Origin of the sequence: Shinella sp. HY16, from assembly GCF_028534175.1 — a bacterium.
Lineage (GTDB): Bacteria > Pseudomonadota > Alphaproteobacteria > Rhizobiales > Rhizobiaceae > Shinella.
Window position 1 is genome coordinate 1,296,059 of sequence record NZ_JAHYXL010000001.1, and the last position, 13,946, is coordinate 1,310,004.

General features: G+C 63.1%; 12 protein-coding genes. All 12 read left to right on the forward strand.

Going from position 1 to position 13,946, the window contains the following annotated elements; translation table 11 throughout:
- Nucleotides 1-2: 2 nt before the first annotated feature.
- Entirely contained in the window at nt 3-659 is a 657-nt protein-coding gene (locus K0P03_RS06415) for an NADH:ubiquinone oxidoreductase (RefSeq protein ID WP_272789167.1), read from the forward strand.
- Nucleotides 660-782: 123 nt separating this feature from the next.
- Nucleotides 783-2,861, forward strand: a complete 2,079-nt coding sequence (nuoG, locus tag K0P03_RS06420) for an NADH-quinone oxidoreductase subunit NuoG (protein WP_272789168.1) — start codon at nt 783-785, stop codon at nt 2,859-2,861.
- Nucleotides 2,862-2,881: 20 nt separating this feature from the next.
- The gene (gene nuoH / locus K0P03_RS06425) at nt 2,882-3,928 is read left to right on the forward strand and encodes an NADH-quinone oxidoreductase subunit NuoH (protein ID WP_023513864.1); all 1,047 of its coding nucleotides are present in this window, start codon (nt 2,882-2,884) and stop codon (nt 3,926-3,928) included.
- A gap of 34 nt (nt 3,929-3,962) precedes the next feature.
- Entirely contained in the window at nt 3,963-4,454 is a 492-nt protein-coding gene (gene nuoI, locus K0P03_RS06430; protein ID WP_023513863.1) for an NADH-quinone oxidoreductase subunit NuoI, read from the forward strand.
- Between the two features lie 103 nt (nt 4,455-4,557).
- Complete coding sequence (locus K0P03_RS06435; RefSeq protein ID WP_023513862.1) at nt 4,558-5,172, forward strand: NADH-quinone oxidoreductase subunit J; 615 nt, start codon at nt 4,558-4,560, stop codon at nt 5,170-5,172.
- 27 nt (nt 5,173-5,199) lie between these two features.
- A complete protein-coding gene (nuoK, locus tag K0P03_RS06440; RefSeq protein ID WP_024270868.1) occupies nt 5,200-5,508 on the forward strand; it encodes an NADH-quinone oxidoreductase subunit NuoK in 309 nt (102 codons plus the stop codon).
- 7 nt (nt 5,509-5,515) lie between these two features.
- Nucleotides 5,516-7,513 (forward strand): NADH-quinone oxidoreductase subunit L, encoded by a 1,998-nt coding sequence (nuoL, locus tag K0P03_RS06445; RefSeq protein WP_024270869.1) that lies wholly within the window; start codon nt 5,516-5,518, stop codon nt 7,511-7,513.
- Complete coding sequence (locus tag K0P03_RS06450) at nt 7,513-9,024, forward strand: NADH-quinone oxidoreductase subunit M (RefSeq protein ID WP_024270870.1); 1,512 nt, start codon at nt 7,513-7,515, stop codon at nt 9,022-9,024. The genes nuoL and K0P03_RS06450 overlap by 1 nt, the downstream gene beginning before the upstream one ends.
- A gap of 17 nt (nt 9,025-9,041) precedes the next feature.
- Nucleotides 9,042-10,484 carry an NADH-quinone oxidoreductase subunit NuoN gene (gene nuoN, locus K0P03_RS06455; protein ID WP_023512041.1) on the forward strand — a complete coding sequence of 481 codons (1,443 nt, stop codon included), beginning with the start codon at nt 9,042-9,044 and terminating at the stop codon, nt 10,482-10,484.
- A gap of 23 nt (nt 10,485-10,507) precedes the next feature.
- A complete protein-coding gene (locus K0P03_RS06460) occupies nt 10,508-11,248 on the forward strand; it encodes a biotin--[acetyl-CoA-carboxylase] ligase (protein WP_130515165.1) in 741 nt (246 codons plus the stop codon).
- Nucleotides 11,249-11,263: 15 nt separating this feature from the next.
- On the forward strand, nt 11,264-12,931 hold the full coding sequence (locus tag K0P03_RS06465; protein WP_272789169.1) for a ribonuclease J: 1,668 nt from the start codon (nt 11,264-11,266) through the stop codon (nt 12,929-12,931).
- A 153-nt stretch (nt 12,932-13,084) separates the two neighbouring features.
- Nucleotides 13,085-13,354: a DUF1467 family protein gene (locus tag K0P03_RS06470; protein ID WP_023512038.1), complete on the forward strand. Its 270-nt coding sequence runs from the start codon at nt 13,085-13,087 to the stop codon at nt 13,352-13,354.
- Nucleotides 13,355-13,946: the final 592 nt, after the last annotated feature.

The following is a 13,946-nucleotide window of genomic DNA, read 5'->3' on the forward strand; positions in this document are numbered from 1 at the left end:
AGATGAAGACGCCGGCAGGACAGGATGCGAATGCAACCAGAGTTCAGCCGGCGGAAGCCGGCGGCGGTGACCCCTTCGGGCTCGCACCGTGGCTGAAGGAAATGCCGGATGTGCCGCTGCACCCGCTGATGGCCCACCCGGTGGCGGCAATCGCCGCGACGACCGCGATCGGTTTCGGCATTGCAGGCCAGATGGCAGGCGCAATGCTCGGCGTGATGCAGAGCGCAGCGGAGCGGGCGAAGGTGGCGCTCGACGAAGCCGCGGCGCTGGCGGAGGCGAAAGCGGAGCCCCAGCCGGTCGAACCGGTCAAGGCGAAGCCGGTGCTGACCGTGGTGCCGAAGGCGGAAAAGCCCGCTGTGGCGAAGACGGTGAAGGTGGCGCGCGAGAAGAGTGCGACGCCGAAGACGGTGGAAGTCCGGCCGGCGCGCAAGGCGCCGACGGCAAAGGCCGCCAAGGCTGACGACCTGAAAGCGATTTCGGGGATTGGGCCGAAGCTGGAGCAGGTGCTGAACGGCATGGGCTTCCGGCGGTATGCCGACATCGCGGGCCTCGCGCCTACCGATGTCGCAAGGATCGAAGCCGAACTCGGTTTCGCGGGGCGTATCGCCCGCGACGGCTGGGTGGAGCAGGCAAAGGCGCTGGCGAAGGGCAGGGGGTAATCCCCGCCGGACCCGGCAGATGGAACAAGGGCGTACGGGACGGGCGAAAGCCCCGAGCGGACGCCGGAGAGAATGGCGCTGGCGCGACGCGGGATTTTCCCGGGTCAAAAGCGGGATTGAGATATGGCAAAGCTGAAAGTCGACGGAAAAGAAATCGAAGTCCCGGATCACTTCACGCTGCTTCAGGCGTGCGAGGAGGCCGGCGCCGAGGTTCCGCGCTTCTGTTTCCACGAGCGGCTGTCGGTTGCCGGCAACTGCCGCATGTGCCTCGTCGAGGTGAAGGGTGGCCCGCCGAAGCCGGCGGCTTCCTGCGCCATGAGCGTGCGGGACCTGCGTCCCGGCCCGAACGGCGAAGCGCCGGAAGTCTTCACGACCACGCCGATGGTCAAGAAGGCGCGCGAAGGCGTGATGGAGTTCCTGCTCATCAACCATCCGCTGGATTGCCCGATCTGCGACCAGGGTGGCGAATGCGACCTGCAGGACCAGGCGATGGCCTTCGGCATCGACAGTTCGCGCTACGCGGAAAACAAGCGCGCGGTCGAGGACAAATATATCGGCCCGCTCGTCAAGACGATCATGAACCGCTGCATTCACTGCACGCGCTGTGTTCGCTTCACGACCGAGGTTGCCGGCATCACCGAACTCGGCCTGATCGGCCGCGGCGAGGACGCCGAGATCACCACCTATCTCGAGCAGGCGATGACCTCGGAGCTTCAGGGCAACGTGGTCGACCTCTGCCCGGTCGGTGCGCTGACCTCCAAGCCTTTCGCTTTCACGGCTCGCCCGTGGGAACTGAACAAGACCGAATCGGTCGACGTCATGGACGCCGTCGGCTCGGCGATCCGGGTCGATACGCGCGGCCGCGAAGTCATGCGCATCCTGCCGCGCGTCAATGAAGAGATCAACGAAGAGTGGATCTCCGACAAGACCCGCTTCATCTGGGATGGCCTGAAGACCCAGCGTCTCGACCGCCCGTACGTCCGCAAGGACGGCCGCCTGCAGCCTGCCACCTGGGCCGACGCTTTCGGCGCCATCAAGGCCGCCGTTTCCGCGACCTCCGGTGACCGCATCGGCGCGATCGCCGGTGACCTTGCGTCGGTCGAAGAAATCTACGCGCTGCGTGAACTGATGACCGCGCTCGGCTCGACCAACACCGACTGCCGCCAGGACGGCTCGGTGCTCGACCCGTCGCTCGGTCGCGCCAGCTACCTGTTCAACCCGACCATCGAAGGCATCGAGCAGGCCGATGCGCTGCTCATTGTCGGCGCCAATCCGCGCCTCGAGGCCGCCGTGCTCAACGCCCGCATCCGCAAGCGCTGGCGCATGGACAATTTCCCGATCGGCGTGATCGGCGAGCAGGGCGAACTGCGCTACGGCTACGACTATCTCGGTGCCGGCACGGACACGCTCTCCGGCCTCCTCGACGGCTCCGTCAAGTTTGCCGCCAAGCTGAAGAAGGCCGAGCGCCCGATGATCATCGTCGGCCAGGGCGCGCTGTCGCGTCCCGACGGCCTCGCCGTCCTCTCGGCCGTCTCCGCGCTGGCGGAGAAGGTCGGTGCGGTGAAGGCGGACTGGAACGGTCTTGCCGTTCTCCACACCGCAGCCGCGCGCGTCGGCGGCCTCGACCTCGGCTTCGTGCCGGGCGAGGGGGGCAAGACGGCGGCCGACATGCTCACCGGCACGGACGTCGTGTTCCTGCTCGGCGCGGACGAAATGAACTTTGCCGGCAAGACCGCCTTCACCGTCTATATCGGCTCGCACGGCGACAATGCGGCGCATGTCGCCGACGTCATCCTGCCGGGCGCGACCTACACCGAAAAATCCGGTACGTGGGTCAACACCGAAGGCCGTGTCCAGATGGGCAACCGCGCTGGTTTTGCGCCGGGCGACGCCCGCGAGGACTGGGCGATCCTGCGCGCGCTTTCCGACGTGCTCGGCAAGAAACTGCCTTTCGATTCGCTCGTCCAGCTCCGGGCGAAGCTCTACGAGGCCTACCCGCATTTCGCTGCGATCGACGAGATTGCGGCGGGTGAAACCGCTGATCTTTCCGCACTTGCGAAAAAAGGCGGGACGATGGCGAATTCCGGGTTTGCGTCTCCGATCAAAGACTTCTATTTGACGAACCCGATAGCGCGCGCCTCCGCGGTCATGGCCGAATGCTCGGCGCTTGCCCGCAACAATTTCAAAGCCGCGGCGGAATGAGCGCGAAGGAATAGACGGTAATGGACGCTTTCATTTCGACCTATGTCTGGCCCGGCGTGATCATGGTGGCGCAGTCGCTGCTGCTGCTCGTCGCGCTCCTGGTCTTCATCGCCTACGTGCTTCTGGCCGACCGCAAGATCTGGGCGGCCGTGCAGCTGCGCCGCGGCCCGAACGTCGTCGGCCCCTGGGGTCTCTTCCAGTCCTTCGCCGACCTCTTGAAGTTCGTCTTCAAGGAGCCGGTGATCCCGGCGACGGCCAACAAGGTGATCTTCCTTCTCGCGCCGCTCGTCTCCGTGACGCTGGCGCTTGCCACCTGGGCGGTCGTTCCGCTGAACGAAGGCTGGGTGATCGCCAACATCAATGTCGGCATCCTCTACATCTTCGCGATCTCTTCGCTCGAAGTGTACGGCATCATCATGGGCGGCTGGGCTTCGAACTCGAAGTATCCGTTCCTCGGCGCGCTGCGCTCCGCCGCGCAGATGGTCTCCTACGAAGTGTCGATCGGTTTCGTCATCGTCACCGTTCTGCTCTGCGTCGGCTCGCTGAATCTGACCGATATCGTCAATTCGCAGCGTGACGGCGTCGGCACGATGATCGGCCTGCCCGGTTCTTTCCTGGATTGGCACTGGCTGGCGCTGTTCCCGATGTTCGTGGTGTTCTTCATCTCGGCGCTCGCCGAAACGAACCGCCCGCCCTTCGACCTGCCGGAAGCCGAATCCGAACTCGTCGCCGGCTTCATGGTGGAGTACGGCTCCACCCCGTACATGATGTTCATGCTCGGTGAATACGCCGCCATCTGCCTGATGTGCGCGCTGACCACGATCCTCTTCCTCGGCGGCTGGCTGCCTCCGGTCGACGTCTGGTTCCTCAACTGGGTCCCGGGCATCGTGTGGTTCGTCCTGAAGGCGTGCTTCGTCTTCTTCATGTTCGCGATGGTGAAGGCCTTCGTGCCGCGCTACCGCTACGACCAGCTCATGCGTCTCGGCTGGAAGGTCTTCCTTCCGATCTCGCTCGCCATGGTCGTCATCGTTGCATTCGTGCTGAAGCTTACGGGCTGGTCCGCATGACCGCCCGCGACCTCAGCAGCATTGGAGCTTAAGCATGGCTAGTCTTTCGCAAGCCGTAAATTCGCTGTTCCTCAAGGAATTCGTCGGCGCGTTCTTCCTGTCGATGCGCTATTTCTTCCGCCCCAAGGCGACGGTGAACTATCCCTTCGAAAAGGGCCCGGTCTCTCCGCGCTTCCGCGGCGAGCACGCGCTGCGCCGTTATCCGAACGGTGAAGAGCGCTGCATTGCCTGCAAGCTGTGCGAAGCCATCTGTCCGGCTCAGGCCATCACCATCGAGGCGGGCCCCCGCCGCAACGACGGCACGCGCCGCACGGTGCGTTACGATATCGACATGGTGAAGTGCATCTATTGCGGCTTCTGCCAGGAAGCCTGCCCGGTCGACGCCATCGTCGAGGGCCCGAACTTCGAGTTCTCGACGGAAACGCGCGAAGAGCTCTACTACGACAAGCAGAAGCTGCTCGAGAACGGCGATCGCTGGGAGCGGGAAATCGCCCGCAACATTGCTATGGATTCGCCTTACCGCTGATTTCAGGCGGAAGGCATAACGAATGTAAAGTGCCTGACGAGCGGTCGTCAGGCTTCGACGGGGGAGGGGGAACCTTCTCCGGGGAAGACGAAAAGGCACCAAAATGGGTCTGCAGGCTCTATTCTTCTATCTGTTCGCCTTCGTGGCGGTGGCGTCCGCCTTCATGGTGATCGCGTCCAGGAACCCGGTCTATTCCGTGCTGTTCCTGATCCTCACCTTCTTCAACTCGGCGGGCCTGTTCCTTCTGACGGGCGCCGAGTTCCTGGCGATGATCCTGCTGGTCGTCTATGTCGGCGCGGTCGCGGTCCTCTTCCTCTTCGTCGTCATGATGCTCGACATCGATTTCGCCGAATTGAGGGCAGGTGCCCTGGAATACGCGCCGGTCGGTGCGCTGATCGGCCTGATCCTTGCGATCGAGCTCGTGGTCGTCGTCGGGGGCTCCACGCTCTCGCCGGAAATCGCCAGCAACGCCTCGATGCCGATCCCGCCGGTCGCCGAGCGCCAGAACACGGCCGCCCTCGGCGACGTGCTCTATACCCACTACGTCTACTACTTCCAGATCGCCGGCCTCGTGCTGCTCGTCGCCATGATCGGCGCGATCGTGCTGACGCTGCGCCACAAGCCGCATATCAAGCGCCAGGACATCCCGACCCAGGTCGCCCGTACGCCGGAGACCGCCGTCGAGATCGTCAAGGTGAAGCCCGGTCAGGGCATCTGAGGCAGCGCGAGACCAAGGAAAAGCATCATGGAAATCGGTATTTCCCACTATCTCACCGTCAGCGCCATCCTCTTCACCCTCGGCGTCTTCGGTATCTTCCTGAACCGGAAGAACGTCATCGTCATCCTGATGTCGATCGAACTCATCCTCTTGTCGGTCAACATCAACATGGTCGCATTCTCGCACTTCCTGAACGACATCGTCGGCCAGGTCTTCGCGCTGTTCATTCTGACCGTCGCGGCTGCGGAAGCGGCCATCGGTCTTGCAATTCTCGTCGTCTTCTACCGCAACCGCGGTTCGATCGCCGTCGAAGACGTCAATATGATGAAGGGCTGATCGGGTCATGGATACCATCATCAAGGCAATCGTCTTCCTTCCGCTGATCGGCTTCCTGATCGCCGGCATCGGTGGCAATGCCATCGGCGCCAAGGCGTCCGAATATGTCACGTCCGGCTTCATGATCCTGGCGGCAGTCCTGTCGTGGATCGTCTTCTTCGACGTCGCCATGGGCGAGACGGAGATGGTCAAGGTCAGCGTGCTGCGCTGGATCCAGTCGGGCGGCTTCGACGTCGAGTGGGCGTTCCGCGTCGATACGCTGACGGCCGTCATGCTCGTCGTCGTGAACTCCGTCTCGACGCTCGTGCATGTCTATTCCATCGGCTACATGCACCACGACCCGCATCGGCCGCGCTTCTTCGCGTATCTCTCGCTCTTCACCTTCGCCATGCTCATGCTGGTGACGTCGGACAATCTGCTGCAGATGTTCTTCGGCTGGGAAGGCGTGGGCCTTGCGTCCTATCTCTTGATCGGTTTCTGGTACAAGAAGCCGTCGGCCTGCGCTGCGGCCATGAAGGCCTTCATCGTCAACCGCGTCGGTGACTTCGGCTTCATCCTCGGCATTTCCAGCGTCTTCGTGCTCTTCGGTTCGATCAACTTCGAGACGATCTTCGCGACGGCCGCGACCTATCTGCCGGCCGAAGGCGCCGCGGATGCCGCAGCCCCCGTCATCACGCTGTTCGGCATGAGCCTCGACAAGGCGGATGCGCTGACCGCAACCTGCCTCCTGCTCTTCATGGGCGCGATGGGCAAGTCGGCGCAGTTCCTGCTGCACACCTGGCTGCCGGACGCCATGGAAGGCCCGACGCCCGTTTCGGCGCTCATCCATGCCGCGACCATGGTCACCGCCGGCGTCTTCCTCGTCGCCCGCATGTCGCCGATCTTCGAACTGTCGCACACCGCCCTGATGGTCGTGACGCTGGTCGGTGCCATCACCGCCTTCTTCGCGGCGACGGTCGGCCTCGTGCAGAACGACATCAAGCGCGTCATCGCCTATTCGACCTGCTCGCAGCTCGGCTACATGTTCGTCGCGCTCGGCATCGGCGCCTATGGTGCGGCGGTCTTCCACCTCTTCACGCACGCCTTCTTCAAGGCGCTTCTGTTCCTTGGCGCCGGCTCGGTGATCCACGCCGTCGACGGCGAGCAGGACATGCGTTACATGGGCGGTCTTCGCAAGCACATCCCGATCACGTTCTGGATGATGACGATCGGCACCCTGGCGCTGACCGGCGTCGGCATTCCCGGTACGGTCATCGGTTTTGCCGGCTTCTTCTCGAAGGACGCGATCATCGAATCGACCTTCGCCTCGCACAGCCCGGTCGCCGGTTTCGCCTTCGTGCTCCTGGTCATCGCCGCGCTCTTCACGAGCTTCTACTCCTGGCGCCTGGCCTTCATGACCTTCTTCGGCAAGCCGCGCGCCTCTGCCGACGTCATGCACCATGTGCACGAGTCGCCGGCCGTGATGCTGATCCCGCTCTATTTGCTGGCCACCGGTGCGGTCGTCGCGGGCGTGATCTTCGTCGAGTATTTCTTCGGCCACCACTATGCCGAATTCTGGCAGGGTGCCCTGTTCACGCTGCCTGGCAACGACCTCGTCAACGAGTACCATCACGTTCCGAAATGGGTGAAGTGGAGCCCGTTCGCGGCCATGGCCCTCGGTTTCGTCACCGCCTGGTACATGTACATCCGCTCGCCGGAAACGCCGAAGTACCTCGCCGAGCAGCACCGCGGTCTCTACCAGTTCCTGCTCAACAAGTGGTACTTCGACGAACTGTACGACTTCATCTTCGTCCGTCCTGCCATGTGGGTCGGCAAGTTCCTCTGGAAGAAGGGTGATGGCGCCGTCATCGACGGCCTCGGCCCGAACGGTATCGCCGCCCGCGTGGCCGATGTCACCGAACGCGTCGTTCGCCTCCAGACCGGTTACCTCTATCACTACGCATTCTCGATGCTGCTGGGTATTGCAGCACTCGTTACCTGGATGATGCTCGGGAGCTCCCTCTGATGACCGATTGGCCCATTCTTTCAGCGGTCACCTTCCTCCCGCTCGTCGGCGTGGCGCTTCTGCTGCTGACCCGTGAGGACAGCCCGTATGGCCGCCGCAATATCCTGAACGTCTCGCTGCTGACGACGGTCTTCACCTTCGTGCTCTCGCTCTTCATCTGGATCGGCTTCGACAATTCGAACCCCGGTTTCCAGATGGTCGAGAAGACCGAATGGCTCGGCACCGGCATCTCCTATCATCTCGGCGTCGACGGCATCTCCATGCTGTTCGTCATCCTGTCGACGTTCCTGATGCCGTTCTGCGTGCTCGCGAGCTGGCATTCGATCGAGAAGCGCCTGCGCGAATACATGATCGCCTTCCTGCTTCTGGAAGTGTTCATGGTCGGCGTCTTCGTCTCGCTGGACATCGTGCTGTTCTACGTGTTCTTCGAAGCGGGCCTCATTCCGATGTTCATCATCATCGGCGTGTGGGGCGGCAAGGATCGCGTCTACGCGTCCTACAAGTTCTTCCTCTACACGCTGCTCGGCTCGGTGCTGATGCTGCTCGCCATCATGGCGATGTACTGGCAGGCCGGCACGACGGACATCACGGAACTGCTCGCCTACAACTTCCCGGCCCATATGCAGACCTGGCTGTGGCTCGCCTTCTTCGCCTCCTTCGCGGTGAAGATGCCGATGTGGCCGGTCCACACCTGGCTTCCCGACGCACACGTTCAGGCGCCGACGGCAGGCTCGGTCATCCTGGCCGGCGTTCTCCTGAAGCTTGGCGGCTACGGTTTCATCCGTTTCTCGCTCGCCATGTTCCCGCTGGCCTCGGACTATTTTGCTCCGTTCGTCTTCGCGCTGTCGGTCATTGCCATCATCTACACCTCGCTGGTCGCGATGATGCAGGACGACATCAAGAAGCTGATCGCCTATTCGTCGGTCGCCCATATGGGTTACGTCACGATGGGCATCTTCGCGGCTAATGCGCAGGGCCTTCAGGGCGCTATCTTCCAGATGCTGTCGCACGGCATCGTCTCCGGCGCGCTCTTCCTCTGCGTCGGCGTGGTCTATGACCGGCTGCACACCCGCGAGATCGCGGCCTATGGCGGCCTCGTCAACAACATGCCGAAATACGCGGTCGCCTTCATGATCTTCACCATGGCGAATGTGGGCCTTCCGGGCACCTCGGGTTTCGTCGGCGAGTTCATGACCCTGATCGGCATCTTCCGCGCCAACACCTGGGTCGCGCTCTTCGCAACGACCGGCGTCATCCTCTCGGCCTCCTACGCCCTCTGGCTCTATCGCCGGGTGATCTTCGGTGCGCTCGAGAAGGAAAGCCTGAAGTCGCTGCTCGATCTTGATCTGCGCGAGAAGCTGCTGCTCTATCCGCTCCTGATCCTGACGATCTTCTACGGTGTCTATCCGGCGCCGGTATTCGATGCGACGGCGGCTTCGGTCGACGCGCTGCTCAATAACTACTCCGCGGCTCTGCAGGCGGCGCAATCCGTTGCGCTTTCGGCGAACTGACGACGGGACTCGAAGACATGACCGCTGATACGATCCTTGCCAGCCTTCAACTCTCGACCCCCGAGATCATTCTTGCCGTCGGCGCTCTGGCCCTTCTGATGATCGGCGTGTTCTCGGGCGAACGCTCGGGCACGACCGTCACGGGGCTTGCCGTCGCGCTGCTCATCATCTCCGGCCTCTGGCTGGGGCTCGCCACGGGCGAGGGCCAGGCCTATGGCGGCGCCTTCGTCTCCGATCCCTTCGCCAAGTTCATGAAGGTGCTGGCGCTGATCGGCTCGATCACCGCCATGGTGATGACGGTCGGCCACGCCCGCTCGGAGCAGCTCGACCGTTTCGAGTTCCCGGTGCTCATCGTGCTGTCGACGCTCGGCATGCTGCTGATGATCTCGGCCAACAGCCTTCTGTCGCTCTATCTCGCGCTGGAGCTCCAGTCGCTGGCGCTCTACGTCGTCGCCGCGATCAACCGTGACAGCCTGCGTTCGACGGAAGCGGGCCTGAAGTACTTCGTGCTCGGCGCTCTCTCCTCCGGCATGCTGCTCTACGGCATGTCGCTGGTCTACGGCTTCACCGGCCATATCGGCTTCCAGGAGATCGCCGCCGCGCTGACCGCCGAGGGCCGCTCGCTGGGCCTCGTCTTCGGCCTGGTGTTCATCCTTGCCGGCCTCGCATTCAAGATTTCGGCCGTGCCGTTCCATATGTGGACGCCGGACGTCTATGAAGGTGCGCCGACCCCAGTCACGGCCTTCTTCGCCGCTGCGCCGAAAGTCGCCGCTATGGCCATGCTCGTGCGCATCGTCATCGAAGCCTTCGAGCCCGTCGTTGCCGACTGGCAGCAGGTCATCGTCTTCATTTCGATCGCCTCCATGCTGCTCGGTGCCTTCGCGGCCATCGGCCAGCGCAACATCAAGCGCCTGATGGCCTATTCCTCGATCGGCCACATGGGCTATGCGCTGGTTGGCCTTGCCGCCGGCTCCATGGCGGGCGTGCGCGGCGTTGCGCTCTATATGCTGATCTACATGGTCATGACGCTCGGCACCTTCGCGATCATCCTCGCCATGCGCCGCAAGGAAGGCGGCAATGTCGAGGACATCAACGACCTGGCGGGCCTTGCCTCGACCAACCCGTTCATGGCGACCGTTCTGACGATCCTGATGTTCTCGCTCGCCGGCATCCCGCCGATGGCAGGCTTCTTCGCCAAGTACTTCGTCTTCATGGCGGCCATCGAGGCGCATCTCTATGCGCTCGCCATCATCGGCGTGCTCGCCTCGGTCGTCGGCGCCTACTACTACCTGCGCATCATCAAGGTGATGTGGTTCGACGAGCCGACTGGTGAGTTCGCCCGCACGGCCGGCGAACTGAAGCTGGTCTTCGGCCTTTCCGGCCTGTTCGTCGTCGGCTACGTGCTGATCGGCGGGCCGATCGGCGCTGCCGCCGAAGCTGCGGCCCGGACGTTCTTTTGAGCGGGTTCGGCACGCACCGCCGGATGTCGCTGGACGACTTCCGGCATGAGGCGCTCGCGCAAGTGGGCTCGACCAATACGGAATGCCTGGAGCGCGCCCGAAAGGGCGCGCTTTCCGGTCTCTGGATCACGGCGGAGCGGCAGACGGGCGGTCGCGGCCGGCGCGGACGCGCCTGGTTTTCCGAGCCCGGCAATCTCTACGCTTCGCTGCTCCTGATCGATCCTGCGCCGATGGACCGGCTCGGCTCCCTGCCGCTCGCCGTCGCCGTCGCCGTGCAGGACGGGGTGAGCCGCATCATGCCGCTCGACGCGCCCGATGTGCTGATCAAGTGGCCGAACGACATCCTCGTCGATCGCCGCAAGGTCTGCGGCATTCTGATCGAGGGGGAGACGCTCCCCGACGGGCGCCACGGGCTGGTCATCGGCATCGGGATCAATGTCGCCGTCGCGCCGGATGCAGGGCTCTACCCCGTGGCGACGCTGCGCGAGTTCGGCGCCACTGCTTCGCCGGAGGAGCTGTTCGCCCATCTCTTCCAGTCGATGGCGACGACCCTGTCGCTGTGGGACGGCGGACAGGGCATTGTCGCCATCATGGAGCGCTGGAAACGGGTGGCGGGCGGCATCGGGGAAAACATCACGGTCAATCTGCCCGACCGTTCTATTTCCGGGCGCTTTTCCGGAATTGATGATACAGGTCTCCTGAAACTGGAGACGGATGACGGCGGCACGCGATTGATCGCGGCCGGCGACGTGTTTTTTGGATAGGAATTTTAGAAGCCGATGGCAAAAGAAGACGAACTGGTATTCCTGCCGCTTGGCGGCGTCGGCGAAATCGGCATGAACCTGGCGCTCTACGGCTACGGCCCGAAGAAGAACCGCCAGTGGATCATGGTCGATTGCGGCGTCACCTTTCCGGGGCCGGACCTGCCGGGGGTCGATCTCGTGCTGCCCGATATCCGTTTCCTCGCCGAGGAGCGCAAGAATCTCAAGGGCATCATCATCACCCATGCGCACGAGGACCATTACGGCGCGCTGAACGAGCTGTGGCCGGGTCTCAACGTGCCGGTCTATGCCTCGCCCTTCACCGCAGGTATGCTGGAGGCCAAGCGCGACTACGAGAGGAGCCGCACCGAAATCCCGGTGACGATCTTCAAGCAGGGCGACCGTATCAATGTCGGCCCGTTCGAGATCGAGGCGATCGGCGTCAACCACTCCATTCCCGAGCCGATGTCGCTGGCGATCAAGACGCCGCTCGGCACCGTCATCCACACCGGCGACTGGAAGATCGACCTCGATCCCTCGCTTGGCCCCCTGACGGACGAGGCGCGTTTCCGCAAACTCGGCGACGAGGGCGTGCTGGCGTTGATCTGCGACAGCACCAATGCGCTGCGCGATGGCGTTTCGCCCTCCGAGCGTGAAGTGTCGGAAAGCCTCACCAAGATCATCGAGGCAGCCGAGGGCAGGGTGGGCATCACCACCTTCTCATCGAATGTCGGCCGCATCCGCTCCATCGCCCAGGCTGCCGAAGCTGCCGGCCGCGAGGTGCTTCTGCTCGGCAGTTCCATGAAGCGCGTGACGGAAGTCGCCCGCGACATCGGCCTCATGGAAGGCCTGAAGCCCTTCATCGCGGAAGACGAATTCGGCTATATCCCGCGCGACAAGGTCGTCGTCATCTTGACCGGTAGCCAGGGCGAGCCGCGCGCGGCTCTCGCCAAGATCGCCCGCGACGAGATGCGCAACGTCGCCTTTACCGATGGCGACACGATCATCTTCTCCTCGCGCGCCATTCCGGGCAACGAGAAGGCGATCAACGACATCAAGAACGGGCTGGTGGAGCAGGGCATCAACGTCATCACCGACAGCGAGGCGCTGGTACACGTTTCCGGCCACCCGCGCCGCCACGAACTGCAGCAGATGTACGGCTGGACGCGGCCGAAGATGGTCGTGCCCGTGCACGGCGAGGCTGCACATCTCACCGCCCATGCCGAGCTTGCCGAACAGTCGGGCATCGCCGACGTGCCGCGCGTGCGCAACGGCGATATCCTGAGGCTGGCGCCGGGTGAGCCCGAGGTCGTCGATCACGCGCCCTTCGGCCGTATCTTCAAGGATGGCAATCTCATCGGCGACTATGACGAGATGGGCATCGGCGACCGCCGCAAGCTCGCCTTCGTTGGCCATGTCGCCGTCAGCATCCTGCTCGACAGTCGCTATGACTTCCAGGGCGATCCCGAGGTGGAGCCCTTCGGCCTGCCGCAGTTCGACGACGAGGGCGAGGACATGGGCGATACGCTCTATGACGCCGTGCTCGGCGCCGTCGAAAGCATCCCGCGCGCGCGCCGCAAGGACCTTGAGATGGTGCGCGAGGCCGTGCGCCGCGCGGTGCGCTCCACGGCGAACGAGATCTGGGGCAAGAAGCCCGTCGTCACCGTCTTCCTGACAAAGGTCTGACGAGACAGGTACAGGCGCATTCATCCCCGTCGCCACAGGCGCGGCGGGGACGCGCGGCACCGCCGAAACGGGTGTGACAGCACGCCGCCCTTGCGCCGTTTGAACTTCGCCCGCGACAAGCGTAAAAGACCGCTGTCGCACGAGAGGCCGCCCATGCAGATCTTTTCCTACTTCGCCGTCTATTTCATCGTCTGGTGGATGACGCTCTTTGCCGTGCTGCCCTTCGGGCTGAGGACGCAGGCGGAGGCGGAGGAGGTGGTGCCCGGTACGGTGGAAAGCGCGCCGGCACGGTTCCGCGGTGGCCGCATCGTTCTGACGACGACGATCGTTTCCGCCATCATTTACGGCACCTGGTACGTCCTGTCGGTGCGCCTCGGCTACGGCATCGATTCCATTCCGCAGTTCATGCCGAGTTTCAGATAGGCGGCTGCCACAAAGGTTAACGCGCCCGTCGGGGCCAGGGGCAAGCCATTCCAGGTGTCCCGGGCTGTTCGGGAAAAGTCTTCCGCTGGGCGTCTCTCCCATTTTTCAGGAAAATGCCGGCGGAGCGGACCTCTGACGCCGAGTCATGTGCATGCCGAGGGATTTGCATCACTTTGGGTGAGGCGGAGTGTCGCGGAGCGCGCGGTGTGCGTCTTTGACGCATGGAGCTTCCCGGCGAATTTGCTAGAGGCGGAGGCATCGTCGGTAAAAGGCAAAAAAAAACAAGGCTGAAAGCCTTGTTTTACAGGTATCGCGTGATCTTTATCCGTTGTGCGGTGGCAGCGTCTGCGCGCGCCAAAGATCTGATCCTCCCAAGACTTGACCGCGAAAATGGCAAGAATTTGCACTTCTTGCCTGTTTTGTGGCCTGAAACTAGCCCAAACGTTAGGCGTTGTCATCCGCTTTTTTTGCATTTTTGCTACAGTGGAATAAAATTTTTCCATTGACAAGGCGCGCGCAATTTCTGTTATTGGCGGCCCCATTTTTCTGCCACATTTCTTTGGATCGCTCGGGCGGTGGACGGCTCGCGTGA

Coding starts and splice junctions, on each gene's coding strand:
- K0P03_RS06465 (WP_272789169.1), top strand. CDS start 11,264: ATGGCAAAAGAAGACGAACTGGTATTCCTGCCGCTTGGCGGCGTCGGC.
- nuoL (WP_024270869.1), top strand. CDS start 5,516: ATGGATACCATCATCAAGGCAATCGTCTTCCTTCCGCTGATCGGCTTC.
- nuoK (WP_024270868.1), top strand. CDS start 5,200: ATGGAAATCGGTATTTCCCACTATCTCACCGTCAGCGCCATCCTCTTC.
- K0P03_RS06460 (WP_130515165.1), top strand. CDS start 10,508: ATGTCGCTGGACGACTTCCGGCATGAGGCGCTCGCGCAAGTGGGCTCG.
- nuoN (WP_023512041.1), top strand. CDS start 9,042: ATGACCGCTGATACGATCCTTGCCAGCCTTCAACTCTCGACCCCCGAG.
- K0P03_RS06450 (WP_024270870.1), top strand. CDS start 7,513: ATGACCGATTGGCCCATTCTTTCAGCGGTCACCTTCCTCCCGCTCGTC.
- K0P03_RS06470 (WP_023512038.1), top strand. CDS start 13,085: ATGCAGATCTTTTCCTACTTCGCCGTCTATTTCATCGTCTGGTGGATG.
- nuoH (WP_023513864.1), top strand. CDS start 2,882: ATGGACGCTTTCATTTCGACCTATGTCTGGCCCGGCGTGATCATGGTG.
- K0P03_RS06415 (WP_272789167.1), top strand. CDS start 3: ATGAAGACGCCGGCAGGACAGGATGCGAATGCAACCAGAGTTCAGCCG.
- K0P03_RS06435 (WP_023513862.1), top strand. CDS start 4,558: ATGGGTCTGCAGGCTCTATTCTTCTATCTGTTCGCCTTCGTGGCGGTG.
- nuoG (WP_272789168.1), top strand. CDS start 783: ATGGCAAAGCTGAAAGTCGACGGAAAAGAAATCGAAGTCCCGGATCAC.
- nuoI (WP_023513863.1), top strand. CDS start 3,963: ATGGCTAGTCTTTCGCAAGCCGTAAATTCGCTGTTCCTCAAGGAATTC.